At 47.6% G+C, this 24,744-nt stretch carries 27 protein-coding genes; 9 read left to right on the top strand and 18 right to left on the bottom strand.

What is annotated here, in order from left to right:
- Positions 1-737: DUF3854 domain-containing protein (locus H6F90_RS31505; protein ID WP_190552698.1), on the bottom strand; the 737-nt coding region annotated here is incomplete at its 3' end.
- 1,020 nt (positions 738-1,757) lie between these two features.
- Here H6F90_RS31505 and H6F90_RS11955 point away from each other — a divergent pair.
- Positions 1,758-1,934, top strand: a complete 177-nt coding sequence (locus H6F90_RS11955) for a hypothetical protein (RefSeq protein WP_190552697.1) — start codon at positions 1,758-1,760, stop codon at positions 1,932-1,934.
- A 341-nt stretch (positions 1,935-2,275) separates the two neighbouring features.
- On the opposite strand, the gene H6F90_RS11950 is transcribed toward H6F90_RS11955, so the two are convergent.
- The 5 genes from H6F90_RS11950 to H6F90_RS11930 form a co-directional block, all read right to left on the bottom strand.
- Positions 2,276-2,959: a hypothetical protein gene (locus tag H6F90_RS11950; protein WP_190552696.1), complete on the bottom strand. Its 684-nt coding sequence runs from the start codon at positions 2,957-2,959 to the stop codon at positions 2,276-2,278.
- A 41-nt stretch (positions 2,960-3,000) separates the two neighbouring features.
- Positions 3,001-4,101 (bottom strand): ParB/RepB/Spo0J family partition protein, encoded by a 1,101-nt coding sequence (locus H6F90_RS11945; RefSeq protein ID WP_190552695.1) that lies wholly within the window; start codon positions 4,099-4,101, stop codon positions 3,001-3,003.
- On the bottom strand, positions 4,101-4,970 hold the full coding sequence (locus H6F90_RS11940) for a ParA family protein (RefSeq protein ID WP_190552694.1): 870 nt from the start codon (positions 4,968-4,970) through the stop codon (positions 4,101-4,103). Before H6F90_RS11940 ends, H6F90_RS11945 begins: the two co-directional genes overlap by 1 nt.
- A 508-nt stretch (positions 4,971-5,478) precedes the next feature.
- On the bottom strand, positions 5,479-5,706 hold the full coding sequence (locus H6F90_RS11935; protein ID WP_190552693.1) for a hypothetical protein: 228 nt from the start codon (positions 5,704-5,706) through the stop codon (positions 5,479-5,481).
- A 255-nt stretch (positions 5,707-5,961) separates the two neighbouring features.
- On the bottom strand, positions 5,962-6,342 hold the full coding sequence (locus tag H6F90_RS11930; protein WP_190552692.1) for a hypothetical protein: 381 nt from the start codon (positions 6,340-6,342) through the stop codon (positions 5,962-5,964).
- Positions 6,343-6,528: 186 nt separating this feature from the next.
- Between H6F90_RS11930 and H6F90_RS11925 the strand changes: the two genes are divergently transcribed.
- The 4 genes from H6F90_RS11925 to H6F90_RS11910 all read left to right on the top strand — a co-directional run bounded on the left by H6F90_RS11925 (position 6,529) and on the right by H6F90_RS11910 (position 10,080).
- Positions 6,529-6,792, top strand: a complete 264-nt coding sequence (locus H6F90_RS11925; RefSeq protein ID WP_190552691.1) for a helix-turn-helix transcriptional regulator — start codon at positions 6,529-6,531, stop codon at positions 6,790-6,792.
- 317 nt (positions 6,793-7,109) lie between these two features.
- Positions 7,110-7,415: a hypothetical protein gene (locus H6F90_RS11920; RefSeq protein WP_190552690.1), complete on the top strand. Its 306-nt coding sequence runs from the start codon at positions 7,110-7,112 to the stop codon at positions 7,413-7,415.
- Complete coding sequence (locus tag H6F90_RS11915; protein WP_190552689.1) at positions 7,412-8,458, top strand: hypothetical protein; 1,047 nt, start codon at positions 7,412-7,414, stop codon at positions 8,456-8,458. Before H6F90_RS11920 ends, H6F90_RS11915 begins: the two co-directional genes overlap by 4 nt.
- A gap of 230 nt (positions 8,459-8,688) precedes the next feature.
- Positions 8,689-10,080, top strand: a complete 1,392-nt coding sequence (locus H6F90_RS11910) for a hypothetical protein (protein ID WP_190552688.1) — start codon at positions 8,689-8,691, stop codon at positions 10,078-10,080.
- A gap of 725 nt (positions 10,081-10,805) precedes the next feature.
- Here H6F90_RS11910 and H6F90_RS11905 read toward each other — a convergent pair.
- On the bottom strand, positions 10,806-12,836 hold the full coding sequence (locus tag H6F90_RS11905; protein WP_190552687.1) for an AAA family ATPase: 2,031 nt from the start codon (positions 12,834-12,836) through the stop codon (positions 10,806-10,808).
- 8 nt (positions 12,837-12,844) lie between these two features.
- A complete protein-coding gene (locus H6F90_RS11900; RefSeq protein ID WP_190552686.1) occupies positions 12,845-13,069 on the bottom strand; it encodes a DNA-binding transcriptional regulator in 225 nt (74 codons plus the stop codon).
- 152 nt (positions 13,070-13,221) lie between these two features.
- Here H6F90_RS11900 and H6F90_RS11895 point away from each other — a divergent pair, with 152 nt between their 5' ends.
- Complete coding sequence (locus tag H6F90_RS11895) at positions 13,222-14,058, top strand: GIY-YIG nuclease family protein (RefSeq protein WP_190552685.1); 837 nt, start codon at positions 13,222-13,224, stop codon at positions 14,056-14,058.
- Between the two features lie 217 nt (positions 14,059-14,275).
- Here the strand turns inward: H6F90_RS11895 and H6F90_RS11890 are convergent, their stop codons facing one another.
- Both H6F90_RS11890 and H6F90_RS11885 read right to left on the bottom strand, forming a co-directional pair.
- Entirely contained in the window at positions 14,276-15,010 is a 735-nt protein-coding gene (locus H6F90_RS11890; protein ID WP_206756173.1) for a hypothetical protein, read from the bottom strand.
- A gap of 386 nt (positions 15,011-15,396) precedes the next feature.
- Positions 15,397-16,683, bottom strand: a complete 1,287-nt coding sequence (locus tag H6F90_RS11885) for a hypothetical protein (protein ID WP_190552683.1) — start codon at positions 16,681-16,683, stop codon at positions 15,397-15,399.
- Between the two features lie 427 nt (positions 16,684-17,110).
- On the opposite strand from H6F90_RS11885, the gene H6F90_RS11880 reads away from it, so the two are divergent.
- Both H6F90_RS11880 and H6F90_RS11875 read left to right on the top strand, forming a co-directional pair.
- Complete coding sequence (locus H6F90_RS11880; protein WP_190552682.1) at positions 17,111-17,425, top strand: hypothetical protein; 315 nt, start codon at positions 17,111-17,113, stop codon at positions 17,423-17,425.
- 299 nt (positions 17,426-17,724) lie between these two features.
- On the top strand, positions 17,725-18,147 hold the full coding sequence (locus tag H6F90_RS11875; RefSeq protein ID WP_190552681.1) for a hypothetical protein: 423 nt from the start codon (positions 17,725-17,727) through the stop codon (positions 18,145-18,147).
- 206 nt (positions 18,148-18,353) lie between these two features.
- Here the strand turns inward: H6F90_RS11875 and H6F90_RS11870 are convergent, their stop codons facing one another.
- The 8 genes from H6F90_RS11870 to H6F90_RS11835 all read right to left on the bottom strand — a co-directional run bounded on the left by H6F90_RS11870 (position 18,354) and on the right by H6F90_RS11835 (position 23,365).
- Positions 18,354-18,683, bottom strand: coding sequence for a hypothetical protein (locus H6F90_RS11870; RefSeq protein ID WP_190552680.1), 330 nt, complete (start codon positions 18,681-18,683; stop codon positions 18,354-18,356).
- The gene (locus H6F90_RS11865; protein ID WP_190552679.1) at positions 18,680-20,659 is read right to left on the bottom strand and encodes an FtsK/SpoIIIE domain-containing protein; all 1,980 of its coding nucleotides are present in this window, start codon (positions 20,657-20,659) and stop codon (positions 18,680-18,682) included. Before H6F90_RS11865 ends, H6F90_RS11870 begins: the two co-directional genes overlap by 4 nt.
- Positions 20,656-20,952 carry a hypothetical protein gene (locus H6F90_RS11860; protein ID WP_190552678.1) on the bottom strand — a complete coding sequence of 99 codons (297 nt, stop codon included), beginning with the start codon at positions 20,950-20,952 and terminating at the stop codon, positions 20,656-20,658. The genes H6F90_RS11865 and H6F90_RS11860 overlap by 4 nt, the downstream gene beginning before the upstream one ends.
- A gap of 71 nt (positions 20,953-21,023) precedes the next feature.
- A complete protein-coding gene (locus H6F90_RS11855) occupies positions 21,024-21,527 on the bottom strand; it encodes a hypothetical protein (protein WP_190552677.1) in 504 nt (167 codons plus the stop codon).
- 53 nt (positions 21,528-21,580) lie between these two features.
- Positions 21,581-21,919: a hypothetical protein gene (locus H6F90_RS11850; RefSeq protein ID WP_190552676.1), complete on the bottom strand. Its 339-nt coding sequence runs from the start codon at positions 21,917-21,919 to the stop codon at positions 21,581-21,583.
- Between the two features lie 2 nt (positions 21,920-21,921).
- The gene (locus tag H6F90_RS11845; RefSeq protein ID WP_190552675.1) at positions 21,922-22,317 is read right to left on the bottom strand and encodes a hypothetical protein; all 396 of its coding nucleotides are present in this window, start codon (positions 22,315-22,317) and stop codon (positions 21,922-21,924) included.
- 32 nt (positions 22,318-22,349) lie between these two features.
- Positions 22,350-22,895, bottom strand: a complete 546-nt coding sequence (locus H6F90_RS11840; protein ID WP_190552674.1) for a hypothetical protein — start codon at positions 22,893-22,895, stop codon at positions 22,350-22,352.
- Positions 22,896-22,897: 2 nt separating this feature from the next.
- On the bottom strand, positions 22,898-23,365 hold the full coding sequence (locus H6F90_RS11835; protein WP_190552673.1) for a hypothetical protein: 468 nt from the start codon (positions 23,363-23,365) through the stop codon (positions 22,898-22,900).
- 466 nt (positions 23,366-23,831) lie between these two features.
- Here H6F90_RS11835 and H6F90_RS11830 point away from each other — a divergent pair, with 466 nt between their 5' ends.
- Complete coding sequence (locus H6F90_RS11830) at positions 23,832-24,239, top strand: hypothetical protein (protein ID WP_190552672.1); 408 nt, start codon at positions 23,832-23,834, stop codon at positions 24,237-24,239.
- Positions 24,240-24,744 lie beyond the last annotated feature (505 nt).

The following is a 24,744-nucleotide window of genomic DNA, read 5'->3' as shown; positions in this document are numbered from 1 at the left end:
AAGTAAAAGCGGCGACCGGGGACAGCAAATAGAGCGAGTTCTGGGATTAAGGACTCGGCCCAGATTTGACCCGCTTCATTGCGCTGGACGCGCCGACCGTTGAAGATGCCGGGCAGGGCGATCGCCACGTAGCCATTGCTGAGTAAACAAGCCGCTTTCTTAGCTCCCTCGACCAGAATGATCGGGATGGTGGGATGTTTTAGCACCCACTGCCAAAACCCTGAGGCGGTCTCAGCTGCAACGACTTGAGCATCTTCCCCATCCCCCATCTCAGTAGGAGCTACTCCATAGCGAGTTGCAACTTCCAGCCAGAGGCGCGGAGTTAGGTTGAGGAAGAAAGCGCGAGTCGGCAGTTTCGGCGGATGCTCGTACTTAATAGCCTTAGACTTCTCTAAGTCGATGCGGGGACGATTAGGCTTGAAGCAGCCCCAGAGCATGGGCTGCCAATCATCCAGTGGGTCCAGGCCATTACACCACCAACCGCCGAACTCGACATGAGCGTACTGCCGCATCAGCCGCGTGACGAGCCGTCCAGAGTTAGTACGCTCTAACTGTGCAGAGTAACAAAGATAGTCGTAAGGAGTTTCCCCCCTTAAACTCCGGACGTTCCTAGCAATCAGTTCGGGGTCCACCCCACTCTTGAGCCACTCTTGCCAATGTGGGGATTGGATATGAGCCGAATCCACGTCCCGGGGTGCTTCCCCAGGATGAGTTTTCAGCAAAACTTGAGTATTCACGATAAAGCTCCCTAATCCTTACTAAGTAAGGGATAGAGAGTTATGCGCTATGACAATGAAAACCTCAATTGAGGCGAAAGCAATTCGAATTCTAAAGCAGAACTTTATGTAAATTCCAATTGAATTCCGTGACAAATCGAGTTAATATAGGCGCATAACGATGTGGGCGACCTAACTGCAGCCGGCAAGCATACAAGTTAGAGTCCCCTCTATCCCTAAAAACAACCAATTAAGCCTTGTGACCCCTTCTGTTCCACCAGTTGGGGTTTTTGGCTTTCTAGGACCCCCTAGAACATAGCCATCCCCTCAATTGCGATCCCGACCGCCAAAAACTTAGAATGCATCGAGTCCACTCTCTCCTGTGCTAGTGATTTTCGATGATGGTAGTTTACCTGATCTGCCCCGCGATCGCTTCTAATTTCAACGGAAAGAAAGAAAAACGAGCCCTCTAGAGACTGACGTGACTCAGCCATCCTCCCGTTCTGATGAAGTGAAGGTGAAAAAGAACAGTTGCTTTAAGCCGAGGTTGATGTGCTCCAGCGTCCTTAGGATAGCGAGAAACTCCTCAACGATGAGGTGGCGGTACTCATCTCTCAATGCTTGAGTGTGAAGTTGAAGTTGTAGAGAATGAGGCTATGGGCATCGAAGCCAGCATCGTAGCAACTGCGGGCTGTGAACCTGGTGAGGCCTTTATCCAAGCCTACTTTTGCTCAAGTTGGTAAACTGTGGCTTCATTCCAGCTTCGAAGTTCCAGGGTTGTACAACTGCCCTATTGAGGAGGCTAAGACATTTCCGTACTTTGTAGGTCTGTGGTTTGAGTGCAGCTAGCTTCATTGCCTTGGCCCCAGAGCTAGCGTTATCGGGATACCTCTAGCTAGAAGCTGAGCCGAGAGGCCATGACTGTTATTATGAATACAGCATACAGTAATTCAATGCAAACTGCATCACATTAATGAACCTAAAGTTGAGGTACAACCAGTAGGCTAAGCTGTGGGTAACAGATTTAAGCTAACCAGTATTGTGGCAGATCGAGTAACAGTAGACATTGAAGGACTTAGAGAGCGAATTGACGAGGCGTACTCGGATAATCCGCTGTGGACTGAGCTATCTTTAGCACAAAAGCTGAGGCGGCTGCTTCTAGATGGATTAGAGAATGTGGAAAGCGATCGCGCTCCTAAACCTCCCGCTAAAGGATAGGGTTCTAGATCTGTGGAAGTGAGGGAGAGTAGTGCGACGTCTATCGACAAACGTTCCCATAGCTCTAGAACCTGTTCTATCGCCTGTTTGTCATGACGTGCTTTGCCAGGCAAGTCTAATTTGGGCAGCAAAAGAATTCAATCACTAGACCCTGAAGAATTGCTTTGCTGTCGAAGCTTTAGCTGCTAGCCGGGAAGCTCCGCGCTATACCTGCCAGGGTAAGTATTAGGATGAAAGGCACGTGACTCAGAGCGAAGACGAACAATCTCTCATAAGCCCGTTTGAATTAGTAAGTCATAATCTTTGTGCTACTAGCTAGATGCTTTCAGAAACCAAGACTGTCAGTCTTTGGACTTCTCTCGCTTGAGCCCTTCTAGTTCTGCTTGCAGCTTAGCAATCTGATTCTTCAGTTGAGCAAAGCTTTGCAGGTGTTCGTAGCCTTCTAGGGTCACAGCGTCATAGTCAAAAAACTGCGCTAGAGCTAATTCGATTACCTGATTTGGCTGAAGCTGGTTTGCGTTGGCATAATCTGCGATCGCCCCTTGAGCAGTCGGCGGCAGCAAGTCTGTCAATTGGACGTCGTTGGGGATTGTGAAGGAACGTACTGCAACCATTGTCGCAATCTCCGTAAGCGAATACTGCTTCTTGTTAAACTCAGGGGTCAGCGTGAAAATCACCATCGCTTCAATTACTTCTAAGTATGGCAGATAATCCCCAGAGAGAGGCACGATGGCAATTCGCACATCAGTAGAGACGTAGCCTGCGAAAAACAGCTCTACAAATACACTATGCCCGTCTCGAAAGCGGTTACGAATGTTGTTGCTTCTGCCGACATAAAGAATTCGTCCGTCTTGGTGTTTAAAGGCATAGAGTCCAGGGACCCGAGGCAAGTTGCGTCCATCCGGGCTTCCTTCATAACACTCCTCAAGCGGAATGCGATTGAGTAACTGAACTGTCTGCGTCACCCGCTTACGAGCAATAGTCAAGGCACCAGAAAGTTTTTCAGGAAAAGAGGATTGAGGCACGGCACCCGACACTCATGACTTCTAAAACCCCGGTTGTGCTGCTAAGCATTGCTATCAGACTCTGCGATCGCTAAGAGTTGCTGGAGTAATTTCTCTGCTTCTACATATTTCTGGGCAGAGAGCTTCGCTTTTTTAAGTTTGCTGACAGTAGTGCGAAGCGTTGCCTGAAATTGAATGGCTGGATCTGGATTCGATTGAGAGACAGGTAATTGTGGCGTCAGCAGCGACCGGACAGCCTCCGCAATTTGTTCGCGAGTCCAACTTTCTGCGATTGCCTGTTCAAGGATTGACTGACGCTGATGCTCATCTGTGATTCGAGCCAAAGCTTTGCCAGCACTGTAAGGTATCTGACCTGTCCGAATTGCATTTTGGACATCTGGAGGCAGATTTAGGAGTGGCAACCGATGTTGAACAAAAGACTGCCAGCTAAAGCGTCCTAGCCCTTCAAAGGCATACTCAACTTCCCATAAAATTCGCTCAAACGTGACAGCATCGTCACTGTTATTCATCCACTGAGAAAGCTGCTCATTGAGTGATCCGAGCGGCACCGTTCCCACACCCGTGTGGGAAGAAGCACTCTCCTCATTTTTGCGTTTGCGGTGCTGTTGATGAAGTCGATACAGTAGGCGAGGAACTTCTGGTGCTGGAATTTGCAGCTGTAGGGCCAGCAGCTCTACGATCGCATGAGTTTCCTCCACCGCATTGAGGTCTTCTCGATTCAAATTCTCAACCAGTCGAATCTGAGCGATATCAACCTCTTTCCACTGCTGCACTTCCTCAGGGGTCAAGATGCGAGCGCGAATTTCATTCAGTCCGGCTGCTTCTGCTGCCAGATAACGCCGCTCACCAAATACCAGCTCGTAATGTACTGGTTCTTGTACAGGTTGAAGCGGCTTTAGCAGTACAGGTTCGAGCACACCATATCTCTGCACCGATGCGGTGAGCTGAGCCATCTTGGCGCTATTGAAAGATTTACGCGGGTTCTTAGGACTGCGCTGAATTTGGCTGAGTGGAACCAGACATTCGTTCGACGTTAACGCTGGAGCAGACGTGGAAGCAGGTGCAACATCATAGAGCGAAGATAGTCCGCCCAGCGATCGCAGCTCCCGATAGGGGCGTTCAGATTTTGAAGCTTTAACCATCACGACTTCACTTTTGCTTTACTGGAGTTACGAGGCGAGGTCTTTTTCTTACCTGTAGGCATTGGTTCAACTGGTTTACCCACACCCGTGTGGGTAGAGAGCAGAGAATCTGCTAATGCTTGAAGCGACTGTAATGCCGCATGGCGGCGATCGTAAATCCTCAAGGGTTGCCCTGCTTCAGAAGCATCTGCAAAAGCGGTTGCATTAGGGATGGGGTTAAACACAGTGCCGACTGTTGCAAGCTGTTCTTGCATTGCTTTCAACACCCGCTGGTGTTGACTTTTCGTTCTAGCGTGTTTGGTCGGAATAAATCCAAAAATACTTAAATCCGGGTTGATTTCCCGTCTGACTAAGGCGATCGTTTCTAGGAGCAGATCAGTCCCTATCCAAGACTTATACTCCGTTTCGACTGGAACCAGCACGCCATTGGAAGCGGTGAGTGCAGACACGCTTAGCAAGCCTAAGCTTGGGGGGCAGTCAATCAGAATCCAGTCGTAGCGATCGCGTAGTGGGTCTAGCATGGCCGCTAGCTTCCGCTCTCGGTTTAAAGCTGTAAAAAGTTCAAGTTCCGCCTTTCCTAAACGTCGGTTGGCGGGCAGGAGATCCATGTTATGTGCAGAGACAATGGCTTGCTCAAGGACTGAGATCAGGGATTCCCGAGAGCTGTGGTTTCCCATCAACGTGTCATACACAGTCACAGATAGGTCCCAAGGCTCAAACCCTAAGAAAATTGTGAGACTGCCCTGAGGATCAAAATCGACTAATAGAACTCTTTGACCTGCTTGTGACAGGATATGTCCTAGATTCAACGTCAGCGTAGATTTTGCTACGCCTCCGGCTTGATTAAAAATTGAAGTGATTACTGCCATTTTCAGAATTGGCGGGTGAATGTTCTCAATCCTACTCGAAGACACAATCTTTAGATCAAGATTTTCACTTTTCCCACACATGTATTTCAAAGATTCTTCCATCTTTCCCACACGGGTGTGGGAAAGAAAATCTGACAGGTAGAATCACAAAAATAACTTGATATTAAGGGAGGCAAGCTCTTGCTCTCCAATATCTACTTCTGACCTATTTAAGTAGTGACACCTTCTTGCCCAGAATCATGTTACTGAGCGCTTGGGGGTACTATCGCTACGGACGTTGCAGAATAGAGCTATGAATTGAGGTTGTGTTCGATGCAATGTTCGTAATGCCAATCCACTAAACATCCGTAGAAACGGCAAGAAAAAAGGTGAACAGAGTTACATCTGTGTCCCTTAGGGACAACTATGCATGGACCACTATGAACTTTGCAAAGGCTACTGCGAGGACATTAAGCACTCGTGCTTGCAAATGTATGCCAATGGTATGGGGTCTGCGTGCTTTGCACACTCATGCGAATGGGGTATCGAACCAGTCCAACTCTTTGAGTTCGATGATGGGGCGCATGGGTTCGATGGTTGGGCGAGCTTCATCCATTACCGAGAGGTAGGTGTAGCCATCTTCCGAAAGGCTGTTGATTTTGGCAGGCGCAATGGAGCGAACTTGCTGGTTTATGTAAGTTTTAACTTCAACACAAGCATGAACTGAGGAATCTGATTGACCTGCCTCGAGATGCAATCGCTCAGTGGTTTTAATACAACTAAGCTGTGAAGCGAAGTTTTAGAACGATTGCCCCTCTAGAGCAAGGATTGGTCGTTTTTTCTTGGGACTACTTAGAAGCAGTGGCTGCTCTCGTGAGGAGCTGAAGCGATCGCGTGGGTATACGGATGAAGTACTATCTCAGTTTGCTGTGACGTAAACAAAGAAAAAATTTCAGTAGTAGAGCGATCGCCCCCCTTGGTAAATGCAGGAGCGATCGCTTTTTGTGACTAGTTAGAATGGACAACCATCCTCAGGAGTCCAGGTTTCATTGATTTTCCAGCAAGCATCAAAGTGGTTGCGGATAATGCGAGTAATGAAGGCAAAGCGATCATTATTAGTTACTAGATCTACGAGCCGTTCATTACCTTGGCAATCTTCGAGTTGGATGATCAACCGGATGGGCTGTTTCGTGAGCGGACGGTCTTGATCTATCACCGATAGATAGGTGTAGCCATCTGATAAGGAGAGGCTGTCGATGCGGGCTGGAGCAATAGAACGAACTTGATCCTCTAGATAGGTTTCAAGTTCTAGTTGAGCTGTTGCTTGAATGCGATCGAGACCCTGCTCATCTTCAGTCTGCGTTTGAGCGAGGGCAAGAGTTTGTGCAATCATTGGAGTCAAATCCTTGTATCGAGGGTTTGTCTGAAAGCACCGTCTAACTTTTCCAGGGTTCGGGCGGTGCTTTCTGCATTTGAGACTTGGGTTGCATTCCTTGCCTCATAATCAATATTGAAAATCAATTTTCGAAAATAGTCAATCGGTTTTCGAAAATTAGTTTTATATTAGAGAGGTCCAATAGTGGAATTTGATATGGAAGCACTGCTTGTAAAGTCTGGGCTGAGCCCAGAAGAAGCAGGCGATCGCTTGGGTAAAACACCACAAACGATTCGTAACTGGCTCTCTGGGCGTGCTGTCCCCAAACTTGAGCCAGACGAATATGTTCAAGTCTTAGAAGTTTTTTCTTGTACTCCTCTAGAGTTTGCGACCGCTTTCCAAACAACGCGGCGCAATCCAAGAGTACGGAAGAAGCCTGGAAGGAAAAAAATGGAAGGCAAGCCCTAATCACGCATTGTCATTGCATTAACCCTGAAAGAGAAAGCGATCGCTCGGCCTACGAAACTTCGCGATCGCCTCTGTACTCCACCTCTAGCTATTAACCCAGGTGAAGCCATGAATATCCTATCCGACTCCGTGTTAGTGGAGTCTAAATCCGCGCGCGCGCGCCACCTAGTGCAACTCAATCATGACCGTGTCGCTGAAATCTTAAGCAAAGTCAAGTCGCTCTGCTTTTCTGCCTGGCGAGGATCAGAGCTTGTAACTGGCAACATCCAGCAAGCAGAATATCGCCGTCTCAGGGATGCAATCGGGGAGGCCGTCTAATGCCAAAGTTTTATCAGAATCAGAAATCAGAAATCCGTGTGCTCCCCCTCCCCGCAGAGTTGCCTGCGCCTCGGTATCAGTTTGGGCAGGTAGTGCAATGGTCCGGATTCCATGGCTGTGTGCACTGGGGCATCATCCGAGGCTTACAGTACTGGACCCCTCGCATGTCCGCTGAAATTTCTCACAGCTTGGAGTGGGTGGGTTGGTCCTACTTAGTTGAAGTGGACCCAGACAGTTGCAAGAGCGCTGGGATCGAAGATGTACAGGAGCAAGACCTAGAGCTGCGGGAAGTGGAACCACGATGAGCACCTCCCCTAATCTGACTTACCTCAAGCTTTGCAAAGAGTACGTCCAAATCACCCAGCGCAACTACTGCGCCGCTAAAATCCTCGCCATCATCGAGGGTTGGCAGGCATGGAAAGCCAAGCACAAGCTTGACGACTGGGTGAGGCTGACTCTAGAGCAAATCCGAGAGCACCTGTTTGAGGAGTACAGCATCGAGACCATCCGCCAAGCCCTCGCCAAACTCACCAACAAGCTGCAACTCCTCAAACGACGCAACAACCCAAAAGCCAAGTATGACCGAGCCTACCAATACCAACTCAACCGAGAGGCCATTGAACAAGCCCTCGCCCAAAAACAGGCTAAAACCCTGACTCCGTCTCATTTCACAAATCTAGGAGATGATGACCTTGATTCTGGGAGTTCATCTCCAAGTTCAGAGGTCATCATCCCCCAAACGAGTGGTGATCCTATAGAAATAGATTCCACTCTAGATACCTCAAGAGACACCACAACAACGGAGCCGCCCACCCTCCCTGTTGTTGTGGGTGAGGTGAAAGTTTCCGAGCCAGTAAGCGCTACCCCACCTGTTAAGTCTCAACCCGTTCTAAAAGCATCTGAGTCAGAAGCGGAACAGGTTGCAGAGGGCGCTGATTCCGCCGCTGCTCACGAAGCAATTTTTGAAAAAATTGAACAAGCAGGATTTCCGCTGACTTCGCCTTTGAAGGCTGAAGTGATAGCTGCACCTGCTGAAGTGGTGAGTCATGCCCTGGCTGCTGCCGTTGAGTATCGAGACAGGCATGAGGTGAGAAATCCGATCGGCCTACTTCGAGATGCGATTAGTCAATGCTGGAAACTGGGAGGCAGTGAGCATCCGAAAGCAACCAAGACCGCAGAACCAGGATTCAAAGAATGGTTTGACTTAGCTCATCGGCTGAGGTTGGTGACTGCCAGCCAATTGATTGAAGGAGAGCAGTACATTCTAACTAACGATGACGAGTGGGAGCCTTGGGGTTTCTTAGCGGCTGCATTTCCGATCGCACGTTTAAGGCAGATGCTGGTTTAGATGGATTTAAGTGGAGGTTATAGATCAACCAAGTCCTTGAAGCCTAAGAAAGCAACTTCTCTTTTCTGTTAAGCCTTTAACTTCAGTGAGAGGCAGATTGCTAGCAGGGTAACTTCTTTGGAAGGGGTACTATCCAGAAAAATTGCTCTGCTAAGTACTCTATCTTGGAGTCACGCGACCATCACTTATAAAGTTCTTTAAATAGAAATTGCGGAGCACTAACGTCAATCATGGATGTACGCGAGGCACTTGAGAGTCTGCGAGAAATAATTGCTAAAGTTATCGCGGATCTAGAAACTGGAGAAACCCTTCATCAGGTCCGAGAGGCGCTTGGGCTACCTGATATAGAAACAGAGTCACTAGGTAAATACAAGTACTTACGCAAGGTAACAGCGACAGCGAGTGATCAAATCCTCATCTGTGCAGCAAAACAAATGATGAACGCTTATCCTGGTGAGCGTAAAAAGCCTCAGGCATCTGATGTCCAAAGTATTCAAGATGCTCTTTGGTGGATAGAGAGCAAAGGCATTCAACGAATTTCTAAGGTCACTCGCTATCAAATTTCAGAGAGCCTAGAAGGTGTTCGCTTCTGGGGAAGATTCTCTTTAAGAGAGTTCTTTGCTCCCATTCTCCCTACTGAAGCAAGCAACTCTTACTTCACTTCTGTCAATCCGGGGAATGATGGCTACCTGTCTGAAGGACAATTTCCGCCTTCACGGATCACAGTCTTAGATTATTTACGTCAGATTGGGCTCGAAAATTGGCCAGACCAACGATTTTCTCAAGTGATTGAACGTCTAGTTCATCCTGAAGTTCAATCAGCTGATATTCAAAAGCAACTCGTCACGCAGTTCAATGTAATACTGCAACGGGAAGGTTTTGAGCTTCACGAGAATGGTGTACAAGGGGGATTGCCTGTGTACAAAGTCGGTAGAAGCAGCGCAGGAGTTACTGGGCTTCCTAAGTACATTATTTTTGCATCTACTGGACCAAAGCCTGACATCGTAATCGATGATGTCCTAAATATGGATATTCGTGTTGTTCGATACGCTGAGCAGTGCTTAGTATATGACCAACCTCCTCCTAATAGCGATCTAACATGGCAAATGCTCGTGCAATGGTGGAGGACAAAAGCTGAAAATAGTGATGATGCAGACCTAAGAAGCCAGCTAGGAAAACGCCTCCAAGCTTCGCTCCAATCGGAACCCGAACGCCTTCTATTTGCTACCTATTTCAGAGAATTCAAGCACAGGTTTGGCGATCGCTTACCAGCTCTATTACCACAAGTTTATCTTCACTATGATCCGCGAAGCCGGAGTGAACGTGGTGAGCCTGTGCTTGCCCGTCAGCGCATGGATTTTCTAATGCTTCTTCGCAACGCTGTTCGAATCGTTATTGAAATTGATGGTGTTCAACACTACTCAGTTCAAGGTGGCCGTGCTTCACCACAGCGCTATGCGGAGATGGTTGCAGAAGATCGACGCATTAGAGCCCTTGGATATGAGGTATATCGCTTTGGGGGCGCAGAATTTGTAAATCCAGAGAGCGCAAATGAAACCATTGCCGCGTTCTTTGAGGACTTATTTACCCGTCATGGGATTCGTCCAGATTTAGAAAATTAGATTGCTTAACGCTTGAAACTGAAAACTTTTCTGGCAAGCCTCAAACAGGAATAAAAGTCTTTTTAGTTTATTCTTTCGTAACTTCCCATGACAGCAGTTTCAAAATCACAGTAGAAATCTTTAGTTCTTTCAGTGAAGCAAAGCTCACCCTTTGTATCTCGATCGGTCCAATATTGGCCTTATACGAATTGATTACCTCTATTGCGGTGATCCTCTCTGCAATTGCTTCTGGCGCTTCAGCAGGAGCGCTCGTCCCTCAAATACAGAATGAGCGATCGCCCTACCAAGCACTCAGCTCAAAATCAGAAATTTTCTGAATCTCAGAGCTTGGCCTAGGTTCTGCGTCACGGATCGATCACCTGCTTTCACTTCACCACTGCGATCGCCCCTCCAGTCTCTCTAGCTTTTCCCCAATTGGGGAACGCAACCTCATCACTGAACTGCTGCTCATCGCTGCCAGTTGTCCAGAATTCGGGCATCTTCTTGGCCTAGGTCTGGGGTGAAGAAGCGATCGCCACACGTCCCAAATTGGGACAACTGACTAATGAGGATGAGTGGGAGTCTTGGGGTTTCTTGGCTGCTGCTTTTCCTACAGCGCGATTAAGGCAGATGCTGGCTTAATAATTGGTCTAGCTTTGGTAACTACAACATTGTTTAACGGCTTTATCAGGAAAGTCTTGGTTCAACATAGCAACTAAAATCACTGGAATAACCATCATCATAAATTAGTAGAAAGGCTCATCATCACGAGTAATATGGCTTTCCAGTTGCCTATTAATTGCATTAAAGATAGTTTCGAATCTTTGTAACGTATCGTCTGTAACGATAGTGTCTGGCTCAGAGACCATTTTGTTTAGAAGAAGGCGCGTTGGACGGGTCTTGTAAAATGTAATTCCTAAATCCTGAAGGGCTGCTTCTGTACGCTTCGCGATTCGTGGAATATTCCCATTCAATTTAAGGGTTTTACCCTGAAGTTCTTTTGCGTAGCTTTCACGCACTAAGGACTCATAAACGGCGGGATCTAGCAAATCTTCTATATCTGCTTCGTTTGGTGGAGTTGGATTAAACGCCTCAGACACAAAAATGACATTCTTCTCACGAATAAGCTTTGCTTTGACCAGTTCATTCTTGGTGTTTTTTGCATCTTTTTCCTCGTCGAGAAGTACAAGTACATTCAATCGCTCTGAGGTTAAAAGAGCAACCATATATGTCACCTTTTGTGCACCACCAGCAGGTGTAAGGGTCAATCCCTTGTGCAGTGATATTCGACCTAAGTCCCCAAGATATTCAGAAATTGCTGAAATTATCCAATAATCAGTCACGCCTTCGACGACAAGATTATTGGGTCCTATGAATAGGCTTTGTGCAAGATCATAGCCAAGGGCTGCTTGGAGAGGAAAGAGAGTGTGTGTATCACCAGTTGGGTCGTTGGATACTGTTGTGCCCGTCTCCTCAGTAATATTTACCGTACGAACGGAATCAAGTTTATGTGTAGGCACCATGAACGGCGAATGTGTGGTGTAGATAACTTGATTTTGAAAGTCTGTTTCAAGGTGTCTAAGCAGATCGGATTGGGATTTTGCATGAAGATATAGACCAGGTTCATCAAGAAGGAGAATTGCATTTGCAGCTTCACCCCCGTCTGTATCAGCTGAGAAGGTGATGTAGAAAGAAAAGAACCACTTAAATCCGCGACTACGCTCATTGAGGTTCACTTCCACGTCAAAGGTTGCGTTGGGATCTGAAATAAAAGTACTTAGATGGTCAGCATCAAGATTGAATCGAACCTTAAGAGGTCTATCCTTCCATAAACGCTTTATTTCTTTAGTAACCAAGGCGCTTGCACGGTTCGCGAGTTGGTTTCGTTTTTCATGCTCATTTCTTCTAAAAAGGTCCTGCAAATCGCTAGGCTGAAGACCTGCTACTTTGCAAAGTTTCTCAAAGTTTTGATCTGCTGGTGTTAAAGATGAATTACCTTTTTTACTCAAATAGTCAGCAATATTCTGATGTCCATTCAGCTCAGGATATTCATCAAGGTAAATAAACTTAGGCATCCTTGATACTACCCATTCTCGCGCTTCCTGTTGAGCTTCTTTGTCACCCGAAATTGAATCTGCAAGCTCTTCTAAGCTAATAATATGTTTATCTTGATTTTCAGAAAGCTCAACCTTAGCTGTAACAAGAGCTATTCGGAGTCCCTCGAGAGCAGAAATAGCTTTTTTTGACCAAGTTATTTGATCGGTTGTAAAAGAAATATTTTTTTCAAACTGAGTAGTAGCTTCTTCAAGTTGTGACTTATGGGGCTCTTCAAGTTGAGCTGCTGAGGCTTTAACTGCTGGTACAATCTTTCGAATTCCCCCTTGGATCGTATTTCTATCAAATGTAAGCGGTTCCAAGCCTTCAAGTACTACCCAGCGCTGCTTTTCATAATATCTACCAATTCTTACCATCGTCACATCTTTTGCACGAGGCAAAATTTCTGTTAGCTCGCGTTTCTCTTTTTCGGTTAACTTCCAGAGTGTGGATACGACTTCTGTTTCACCGTTACATTCTTCTAATCGTCGATCACGAGGGAAATCCTTAATTGGTTTTAGCTCCTCAAAACCTTGGGCAGGATTTAAGCTTTTCAGGGCAAGCAGTAAATTCGACTTACCACTCTCATTGCGACCAAGTAGCGCTGTTACCTGTGATACGCCTATGGGACCGCTATCATTGATTGAGCGGAAATTCTTAACTCTAAATTCTTGTAATTGCATACTCTACATCAACCGTGTTTTCTTGAATCGGTAGAGCGATCGCCTTGTTCCTTGAGCATCCCTTCAATTAGCTGCAAGGCCATTGGTGACGGTTGAGTCCGGTTATTCTCCCAACGGTTCACTGTCTGGAAAGATACACCCAGCTTGGCTGCAAATTTTTCCTGAGACAGCTTCAGCTGCTGCCTCAATTCACGGATGATGTGACCGATTTGGGGTTGTTCGGCTGTGAGCATGGGACTAGACCTGGGCAGTGGAACCGAGAGTTTAAGCTACGGAACGGGCAATATAACTTCTGTTATAGCTTGTGTTCCCTCCAGTCAGCAGAGACACGCGAGATTCACAAGTTTCACCCTTGAGCAGTCGGCTCAAAATTAGTAATAGAACCGTGCTAATTGATCCCCTAGAGCTACCCTCCGTCCCACTGAGCGAACTCAAAAAACTTCCTGCGTGCTCAGCTATTTACTTTGCGATCGATGCTGAAGGTCGCCCCTTATACGTAGGGCAAGCCAGCAATCTTCTTAGCCGATGGAGAAACCATCACCGTGTCTATCAATTAACAGAAGAAGATAAAAAGTGCCCTGTCAGAATTGCTTGGAAAGCATGGAATCCAGAAGGTTTAGCTGAAGCAGAGAAAATTCTCATTCAACACTTTCAGCCTTTATTCAACGGGACTGAGGTGAAGTCGCCTGCCGTCACCCCTTCGGAGTCGGTCTTAAGAGATTTTCTGAAAACATTCTCTCGACGACTCATTATTCTTGGATTTGAGCCTAAAACAAGTGAAACACTCCCGAGTATTTATCTGAAGTATGACTGGACCGATTGCTCAGCGAAGGGAACAGCGGCCAAGATCAAAAGCTTTATTCAGGAAATTAAAGACAAAAATACTAGTCTCAAAATTAAGCGCAAGCCTTATGGACGGCTCATAGACGCAGAGGTGTTTCGACCAGGGAGCAGGGCACAGAGAGCAAACGCTCGTCAAAATCGCTCTTACAACAATCATTGGTACATGGGGTGTAACGGAGCGATCGTGCACATCACACCAACTGACGAATATCGAGATATGAAAGATGTATCAGTCGTCAGAGAGTTAGCCGGAATTAAACTGAAAGCTATTCCAGCTCAAGTATTGGTACAGATACAAAGCAATCCATATTCCTCTGACTCTTCAGGGTTATCTTGCTTCGAGCGCGATCTCATTCCACTCCTTTGGACCCAGAGTTAAATTGCTTGCAATGAGTTAAAGGTAGGTTAGTTGCTGATAGAGCGATCGCTGTCCCCTCTCTGCTCGTCCGACTCCTCACCAAACCCGATCGCCCTACCCTACCGAGCACTCAAGCCCAAAATCAGAAATTTTCTGACTCTCAAGGATTGGTCTAGGTGTAGCGTGATTAGGGCGATCCCACGTTGGTGCAACAGAATTGGGTAATAAAACTGAAAGCTCAGGTAGTTTCTGAAGACTGAGAGGTATGGGTTATTTCATTCCATCGCTCATCAGCAAACTGAGCAAAGCGTAGCAATAGTAGTAATGATGTAAATGCTTCACTCTCGTTAATTGTTGTACTAGCGCCATGCGCCGCATCATCCCGCCAATACTTTAAGAGACCAATGTAATTGGGTAGTTCACGGTTAACGTAACTGTTCTGCCCATTACGTAGTAGATTCTCAATCTTAGAGCGTCCACTTGTTCCTCCGTAGTCTCTCAGCACTCGATTCTCATCGGCTGTCTTAGCAATTGCCAAGGCTAATAATATAGATTCTGACGCAGCGCCACACATTGTGCAGCAGGCAAGATAAGCGTGAGCGCGATAGCAGCTAACGGCTTCCTGGCTGCGAGCGTGATAACCACTTCCAAATCTCTCGGAGTACCCAGCCAGTAGTTGAGAAAAACGTCCATACTCTGTAGGGGTGCATTCATACCCGCTAATTTGGCTCAACCATTGTCTTCCATAGGGAGTTAAGTTAAAGCCTGCTCCGATAATCCCCACATAGGCAAACTGCTGTTGTGGATAAGTGACACCAGGACGCAAAATTCCCTTTGTACATAGGTTCCAGGCTGCGTCGTAGAACGGCTCAGAATTTGTGCGAGTATCTATTTCAAAATTGATATGACCAGTTCCACTGTTTGAGTTTTTCTTTAACCATTGCTCTTCTTCTTCTTTTAAGCAGTCTTGCATCACATTGGGCAAGTAGAGATCATTTCCAAAAGTGGGGTGGTTGGATGGATCTGGCCTATTACTTCTAAGGTGTGTAAGAATTTTTGACAGAGCTTCCTCTTCTGTATAATTTGGTAGCTGCAAGCGTGGTTTCATTACTCCTCCTTAGTGGTCTCCAATTTGGAAAAAGTTAAAAGCGGCCGCTCTTGAAGTCAATGAGAGCAATTGCACCAGTTGTCCAGAATTTGGACATTTTCTTGTAGTGGTTTTGGAATTGAAAGGCGATCGCTTCTACTCGTTCTGGGATACAAGGCTTACTGCAATGAGGACTAGTGGGAGCCTTAAGGTTTGTTGACGGCCGCGCTTGCGATCGCCATCTGCACTAAAAACTTAGAAGCAAGATTCAATCAATTTGTCGATGGGTCTTGTAATGTATTGGAAGAATTAGTAGGAGAGTCGGGTAGGACAATTCTGCATAAAGGAGCGCCTCTGAAAAATAAGAGTCTTTCTAACTCTTCTGCAGAAGAGTTGCTGAAGTTCAGTTTCTGTCCAATCTCGTGTGCAGCTGTAGCAGCAGCTATACCAATCATGAAATCTTTAGCATCAGCGACAGTTTTTATTTGATCTGGATGCATAGTACCTCTAGGACTAACAACTACAAGTTGTGCCCCTAAGAGAATTTCTGGGTCTAGCTCCCAAGACTTACAATAGTTCAGAATAAGTCTTGCACTGGACAGCCAGAATCTATCGTTGAAAAAGTCAGGCAACCTACGAATTGCTACCCCTTCAAAATATTCCGCCAAGTTAGGGATATATAAAGATTCAGTTCTTGGTTTGAGTTTGCGCAGATACTCCAATGCAAGTATGGTAGAAGCGATTATTGAGCACTTTAGCAATACTCCATTTTGCTGCAAGTCTTGCGCATATTCTTGAATACGCTTTGGTTTTTCCATCGAAATGTAGTTACCCAATCTTATGAGTTTTATGGGCTCAAATGGAGCCAAAGACTTTAAATTCTTGAGGTAACCACCCATTTGCGTTACCATTTCGTTTACAAAGTTCCAGTATCCAAGAAGCTGGATTTGAGGATTTTCCTGTACAGGTTCCATTAGAAACGAATATTTTCTTAATGTTCCTGTTCCATGCGCTTCCGCTGTACGAAATGAGTCATCAAAAAGAGTGACAAATACAGAAATTTGTTCCACTAACTCATCTGGAATTTCCTGAATCTTGAGAGCTATATTCTTGAATTCTTTCTTTCTGCTTTTTGCGCTAAAAAACTTATCATATTGATCTGGAGCAAGCAACCGGACGAGAAATCCCATGATCTTATCCCAGAGAGCTCGATATCTGAGCACATAAGAGGTACTGTATCGGTGGACTTCCATTTTCCCAAAAAAGATTTCTGGCGAGTCAAGAGCAGAGCCACTTTCAAGATTTCCTTTAGAAGAAATTTCGTTCCAAATTCCTGCAATCTTCATTGAGTCAGCAGACACTAATATGAAACTTAAATAAAGATCAATCAAGGCTGCAAAAACATGACCCAAGTCATTTCTTCCTTGCATCTGATCATAGGCAGTGACCAATGAAATAGGCCATGTTGATGTTCCAACTGTTGAGATCATGTATTCATTAAGCCGACGCTCAAACAACTCCACTTCCTCGCGCGTCTCAAGCTTGAATGAATTAGTCATGTGTACGCCGTCCAATCTATAAATAGTTTCCTCTTGATGACCATAGCAATCATTTAAATCAAATCAGGCGATTGGCCTCTAAAGCGATCGCCTGATTTGATTTTTGAATTGGCCCCTTTTGACCCGAACCCCACCTGCACAGCGTTAAATCCCAAACAGCCCAATTCAAACCAATTCAAAAATCTGATCGCCTGCTCTACTAAGCATCCCAGCACTTAACTCACTCACGAAAACCACCCAAACTAGCACTAACATCGACACTTCAAGGGCTCTTCATGGGGCCATAAGGGTACCTTAGAGGTAAGGCGATCGCACGACTAAGGGGGCAAAGATTTGGTAGCGCGATCGCCTCTTGCACTTCACCAGAGCGGTTGCTAAAGTTTCCATTACACTAGCTGAGAGAACTTTTAGAGGAGGCTAGGCTCCAATGGGAGAGGCAAAGCGTCGGCAGAAGCTAGATCCAGCTTTTGGACAACCGAAGCCTAGCAGGGTGCAAAACATTGAGACGGGGCTGGAATTAGCTGCTCAAAGGCTATTGGTAGAGGGCCGAGCGGAAGCTCAAGCACCTTTTGACGCTTATTCTTATGACTGGGTGTGCAGTTTTGGCAATGAGAATATAGCGGTTGACACTCTAGAGAAATGCCTCGATTGGATCGAAGTAGAGGGTTCTGAAAGAAAGCAAGTTCGTCAAGAGTGTTTATTCGAAGGCTATGTAGAAGCTGACCACTGGGATATTCAATAGAAACCGCGCCGGGCAAAATCCCTCAGAGCTGACTATTCGGTGGAGGTACAGGCCAACGGTTCTCTTTGTGTTGCTGCGTAGTTCATGCTAAGCGATTGCCCCACTTGCCTCACTGCCCCTACTCTCTCGCTTAACATGCCTACTGGAGATCAAAGGCTTATGACACGAGCTCAAAAGGCTGGAACTCCAAATCACGTGAAGATGGGAGCGACTTGAAAAACGAAGTAATCTGGAGCGAGATTTGAAAATATGCTGCCTTAGTGAAATCGGCATCATTAGCAGACCTAGCGGAGGAAAACGTGGCTTCAGAGTTCATTCAGGCATTTACTGCAGGCAAAAATGCCATAGACGGACTTAGATTGCTCACTCAGTACGCCAATGAAGTAAAAGACGTTCAGAAGCGTGGAGAGTTTATGCGAATCATTGGCGAGCTCAGTTTAGAGCTTGCCGAAACTCAGATAAAACTGGCAGAACATATTCGAGAAAACGATGGCTTGAAGACGAGAATTAGCGATCTTGAGAAAGAGGTTGATAAACTCAAAAACCCAGTAATTGAGCTAATTCCCAAAAACGGCCTGTATTACACCCCTGAAGATGATGGGCCGTTTTGTACAACTTGTTACGACAGCAAAAAACAAAAAGTTCGAGTTCCTGAGATGCCATCAGTGATGCAAGCCCTTGGGAAGTACAAATGCGGAGCCTGCAATACTGTCTACCAATAATGAATCCGAACTCTAATTCCGCGATCGCGCCTCCAAACTGACCCTATAGCCACTCAACAATTGCTTTATCTTGTTTAGTTGGCTCTAGAGATAGTGAAAGGTTTGGCTTTCTCCTCCTCAGTGCCACCAGTCAGCAGGGAATGATTTGAGCAAGTTCACGAGAAGGGCAAACCACTAGTAACCCGTCATGCTTCAAGGTTTTCATGCTACTTGCAGCCCGCGATCGCCTTAATACTGTTCATCTGAGTTTCTAGCTGTGTGTTTTGCTGGCTCAATTGGGCGTTTGCGTTAGCCAGTTGTGCATCCCTAAATCCTTCAATCCCTTGCGCTAGTAAAACTCCAGCCATAACAAGACAGCTAGACATAATAAGCATAGGGAGTGGGCTTCTCTGCTGCACGGGTGCAGATTGAGGAGAGCAGGCACAATCATCTGGGTAGACCACAGCGATCGCGGCTGCTTTGGGTTGGGCGAGCGCCCCTGCCTGTTGGTACGGAATCTCTAACTGATGCTTGGTTGGAGTGGCAAGTTCTGTCATGCTGCTACCTTCATGCGGATAAATTGCTCACACTTCTGCGTCTTCTCCTGCCACCCTTGGCGTAACTTTTGGTAGTACGCTGGGGTGTTTTGACTGTCGATCTCTAGAGGCTCTTGGCAAGTGCCATAAATCCAGTTGTCTTTGTAGTGAGCGCACTCTGGATCGCTGCGGTGGGAATGGTGGCGATCGCATAGAGGAAAGATATCTATCCCTGCTAATGGCTCATCACAAATACTCCGCCCTCGCTCGTCTTGGTATCGGGCATGATGGGTCTCAGTCGCCTCATGATTGCAACCAGGGAAGCAGCAGAGTGTCCCTGTCAAAATTTTGGCTTCGTGAGAGATCTGCTTCCAGTTCGGGGGGTATCTGTAGGCGTATGGGCCTGCTTGCTCTGAGGGTTGGTGGGGTTGTGGGATAAAGGTGTAGGCGCGATCGCTAACTACCTCAGATGCTTCCACTCCGGGTTCCCAGAAGAGACTCTGCAATCGCTCAACTCGTCCTTTGTAGGAGAAGAGTAAATCTCCTTGGCCTAGAAGCTTCTCTCCACCCAATCCAGATGCACCGAGCACCATCTTGGAATCTTCTGCCCGCGACACCTTCAGGCAAACTGAGGCTGGATGATTGGAGCGAATCTGCCCATCCAGATAAGCCTCCTCAGGGCGTTGCATGAACGTGATTAGGTGGATGCCTGTTTTTCTCGCTTCCAGGGATAGCTGGATTTTATTTGACTCAAGCTTTTTGCGCTGAGTATCGGATGCAGCTTCAATTTCGGATGCAGCTTCAATTGCGGCGGTGTACTCGTCTGTGAAGTCACAAATCCGAGGGAGAGGATCAATCTTCTTATTGAGAGCCGCTAGGTGGGGCACTCCATACCGATTTAATAGCGTCTTGCGCCGCTCCATCTCTGAAACCAGCACCTCTTGCATCTCGATGATGTCGTCAATGCTGTAGAGCACGGGGCAGATGAGGTGAGAATCGCCCTCAAAGCATCCGAATGACGCTTTACCAAAGTCGCTGAGCATCAGCATCACTTCTGACGGGTCGTAGCGATCGCACAGGCTTTTGACGGCGACATCGAGCCAAACTGACTTACCACCCCCTGTGACACCACCGCCTAAGATGTGGCAAGCATCAGGCCCAGACATATCAACCTCAATCAGTTGACCATTCAGGGAAACGCCGATTGGTAGCCATAAGCCGCCTTCTGGTCTGATTCCAGGCTTAATAAAGTCTTTGTAGTGGAAGGTCTTGCGCTCCTTCCTAGGCACATCCACGGCAATAAAGCCATTTTGGATGCTGATGAGTGGTTCAGAATCTAAGCCTAAGTCGAGCTGTAACTCTTCAGTCAGCTTAGTAATTTGGCTAAATTTAACGCCGTTTGCTTGCTTTTTAAGCAGGTAGCGATCGAAGCAACTCCCCTCGACTCGCCCTTCACACGAAACAGGGATTTTGTAATCAGCTAGGGCCGTAACGATTGCAGCAGCTAGGCCCGCTGGTTGCTGAGGCTGGGCGATCGCCTGCCCCTGTCCCACTTGCTCCTGGCTGCTAGCCCCCGACTCCGGCTGTTGTGCAAGTAGTTGCTGAGACTGAGCCTGCTGGGGCGACATCACAAGTTGCTGTTGCTGCTGAGGTGGAAACAACGTGTGCTGTAGCTGGGAAATTTCGTGCTGGGTTAGCAGGTCTAAGCCCATCGCTTCAGCTCCGTACTTCTTAGCGATCACCTCATTCGCTAAGACTTTGGCTGTGTAAAGCGGGCGTTCCTTCTCATCAACTTTGTGAGCGTACTCTATGCCTGCATAGCCTAGAATGCTCGACATTCCTAATAGAAGGAAGTTCAACTCTTTGTCTAATTTGACAAGTAGAGGTGCAATGCAGAGCGCTCCTGAAACCACTGCCACGCCAAAAAGCTGCCCTTTGAGAACGTTGACCTCTCGCTGTTTTTTCTGAATTTCGGCATAACTGAGAAGCCCGCTCATAGAAGCGCCTCAAGCCGTGGAATAGCAACATAAACCAACCACTGAATCGTGCTGGCGATCGCCCCTAGGGCAAAGCCACCCTCTATCACCCAGAGATGCGACCGCAACTGCCAAACCTCTAGCTTGGCCTTCTCTGCGATTAGATCCTCTAACTGCCAGCCCATGAGTGCAATAACGACTGCCAGAGCTAGCAGAATTAGGGCGATCGCACTAATGGATGACCAAAGAAAATCCCAGAATAGTAGGGTGATCCACCGCCCCAGCGTAACGGCGAACCATCCGACTATTGCCATTTTGATTACTCCCCCTAACCGAATCATTTAGCACCTCCAGTCGTGGCAACCCGGAGAAGGTTGCCGTTGTACTAGCCAGCCATCAACGCCGCTGATTTTGCCTCCCAAACATTCAGAGTGGTTTGATACCCGTCGCTATAGTCACGAGCATCTACAAGCTGTTGAGTCATCTGCCCATAAACGGGGCGGAGGTTGTGAGAGTTAGTTGCAACCTTGTGCTGACTCTGGAGCTGTCGAGCATCGTTGTTGGACTGCACAATGATGTGCTTGTCGTGAGCGTCCTTGACCTTGGTCAGTGCGTTGGAAATGTCTGTGAGATCCTTGTAAGCAGCGACCGCGTTATCAGCTCCTGCCAAAATCTGCTCTTTAGCGGCGGCGATCGCCCCTCTTTGTCGGGCCGTGGCAAGGCTAGCTTTTTGGGGAGGCGCAATTCTGAGCAATCCCCCCTGCCCTGGATTGTCAGGAGTTAGAGCGGTATCATAGCCAGTTCTGGCATAACCTTTGAGGTCGCCTGAGCCAGCCGCCTTAGAAACTTCAGCAGCATTGAGTTTGGGTTTAGCTAGAAATCCTTTCATCGTTATGCCTGTGAGTTGGTTTACTAATGGACTCTGTTCATTCAGCCTGGTCGCTACCATGCGTCATCGTCGTCTTCGCTCACTGGGGTAGCGTTAACGTCAATCACGTCATCGTCAGGGATATTCACTTGCTGGCCTTGGACGTAATCGCCGTCAATGTAGGCGTGATAGGCACCTCCGTTTAGATTGATAGTTCGATGGCCGTTATCTGCAGTATGACGAGGTGGGGGAGTCCGTCGAGGTGTGTCTTGTCCTAGCGGATCGCTTTGAAGATTGAACACGTTTCCCTCGGCATGAATGTAGTCACCCCCGAGGTTCTCGACGAAATTGCCGCCCATCTTGCCGCCTTTGCGCCGGGGTTGCTCCTCGTTTTCAAAAGGATTAAAGCTCATCATTACCTCTGTAGATTGGGTTGTTGATTAACTTGAGTAGTCTGGACAGGTGGCAGAAACCAAGCTTGAACAATACCTGCAACGACCACAATCAAAAGAGCGTAGAGGCCAGTTCGCACAGCCCAGCCGACCCAAGTAGTCGCCCAGAGAATGTCTAGCAGGAGATTCTCTTTGACCTCAATCGGCTCTCCGATTCGCCACCGAAACAAAAGCGTGTTTAGGACTCCTTGCTGCTCAGCCTTACGGAGCATTAAGCCAACGGCTCGCTCCGGTACGGTCTGGGCATCAGCAATCACCTTGTCCGCCACTTCCTCTACAAAGGCTTGGTGCTGGTTGATGAGGGCGATCGCAAGTTCTGCGGTTTGTTCTTGCGGCGTTAATGGCTGCGGTTCATTCATGGGAGGACTCCGACTTCGATTCATGCTTTGAGTCAAGAGGCGCGGGCGATCGCTTCATCAATACGGCTCAGCGAATTGCTGCACAACTCCCGATTGATTTGCAGGATGCTTTCAACGGGATTTTCAACCCCACCCAACCCCATGCGCTGATTGATGCGCTGGGCAGTAAGGGTAGGCGCAGACTGCACGAAGCTGACCACCTTCTCGACCACGTGGTTGATTTGGTTGTTTGTCTGAACCACAATCTCAACCCCAACGTTCTCAACCCCACTGATGACCTGGTCTAGGTGGGTGAACTGCACATTGACCGGGATTTCTGATGGAGTAGGAGCGGAGGGCTGCACTGGAGATGGAGGAGCGATCGCCTCAGTCTCAGCTTTTGCTAATCCCCCACCTTTACTAAGTCGAGCAGGAGGTTGTGCCTGACCCTGCTTCAATTCCTCAATCCAGCCAATCATGACTTCAGGAGTGACTTGATCGGCAGTCATTTCGTAGGCTTTCAGCTTGGCTTCTACCTCGGCAGGTTTCAGGTTGATGCCATTGTCCTTAAGGGCTGTTTGAATCTCTAAAAGGGTCATGGTTATGCTCCTATGTGCTCAAGCCACCAATTGATTTGTTTGGCGGAGTACTGCTTGCTGCGGCTGAACTTCCGCTGGGTGCGTCGCCCAATGCGGTACAGGCGATCGATGGGGACAGTTTTACCCGTCAGTTTTTTCAAAGTGTTGGGGAGGTCGCGCCCATGGCAAGGCTGAATCAGTGTATTGACTGGAGTCTCCGCGATCGCTTGCAGCCAATCTTGCTTATCAGGGTTGTTCATCTCCAAAAGAATCTGAGGGTAGGAGTAAGAACCCCGGGGGTTGTTGGCCTTGAGAAACGTCAGAGTGATCAACTTCTTCACCTCAAAAGGTGTGAGCCAATCTCCACGCTGGGGTGTACTCGGGGGAACCTTGCAAGCCCGCTTCCAATTACGCCAGGTGCGAGGGTCAAATGAGCGGCCATAGATGATGGCGCACTTTTGCATGACCTCTTTACCCTGAAGCAGCTCCATTGCCTTACCTCCTTTCTGCCCTGATCTGTCTTTATGTGTCTTTAATGTCTCTATAAGACTTGTAGCACATTCTTCACGGGAGCAGCAGAACGTTCTAGGCTCAGTTTTGGGTTCCTGTATGAGGTTGAACTGGCCGAAAGCATTGCTCTGTCTTGGCTAAGAACTGGCACATGGGTAATGTGACAGTTCCCTATGGGATGTTCCGTAAGTGCGGCAGCAAAATAACCTCAAATACCTGCCCTGCCGTACCTTGACCATACAAACAGGGGCATACATTTTTTGCGCTGCGTAGGCTGTATGAGGCAGCAACGCTGCAGTCTGCTGTATAAGCCTCTAAAGCAAGGCGAGCGAGCGAGCGGAGTTCATACACTAGCGATCGTCTTAGGGAAAGACGCAACGCCGAACCACAAAGGTTTGAGTAGTTCCGCCTGCTTGGGATAGGCTTAAAGTGTCTTCGCAAGTCACTATGAGCAAGCAACTACGAATTACGGTGAGCGATGAAGAGTTTGCCATCCTCGCGCCAATCGCCGAGCGCTGGAACAGACCCACTAGCGAGATCGCCGTAGAGTTTTTTCGCATTGGGTTTGTGCCCGGGGTTGAACGCTATCGAGTGATGGCTGAAGCGGCAGATAAATGGCAGGCTACAACCTGCGATCGCCCTCGGTACCGCTCCATGGCTCATGCCATCACTTGCAACTGGGATCAGCTACAAAGCACGAAGCTAAACCCGAAGAGGTTAGCTGCTATCCGAGACGGCAGCCAGAAGCCTACTGAGACGGAATTACTCAGGCTTGCCTTGGCTTTGGGGATTAGCGAACAAGAATTGGAGTTATTGCCTCTGCTAGACGAGGAAACCACCAATGCAGCTCGCTAGTGCGCTGACCATTGCATTCCCTGTACTTAGCAATGAGTGTCCGCTGTTGACGGCTTATAGCTGCTAGCCGCCTCAAGAAGGAAGCTTGACAGCTGCTGATGGCGCTAATTTTATGCGGCTCTACTAAGCTCAACTTCAGACCCTTTGTCGAAGCAGTCAGTGAGCTATTGAATGATATAGGGGTCTGTGGTGAAGATTTCTATCGCGAGCGCTCATTCTCGTAACTGCTTTGCTTATTCGTGTGCTCGTGTCCCCCTGTCAAGCCATTTGTTAGCATTTCTTTACGGAAGTACGGATAATGTTACGGTTCGTGTGTAGTAAGGGAAGGATAGAACTACATCCCCTTTGAGGATGCCATGCGAGCACACTCACTAGCCTTGCCAGCAGTAGGAATCGATTTATGTCAGTGACCGGTCTGATCCAGGGACTCAATGCCTTTCACAGCGACTACTTCACCACAAATCGAGCCCTGTTTGAACGACTCTCGAACGGGCAGGCACCCGAA

The organism is Trichocoleus sp. FACHB-591 (assembly GCF_014695845.1).
Classification (GTDB): Bacteria; Cyanobacteriota; Cyanobacteriia; order FACHB-46; family FACHB-46; genus Trichocoleus.
This window is presented reverse-complemented; position numbering and strand designations above follow the sequence as displayed.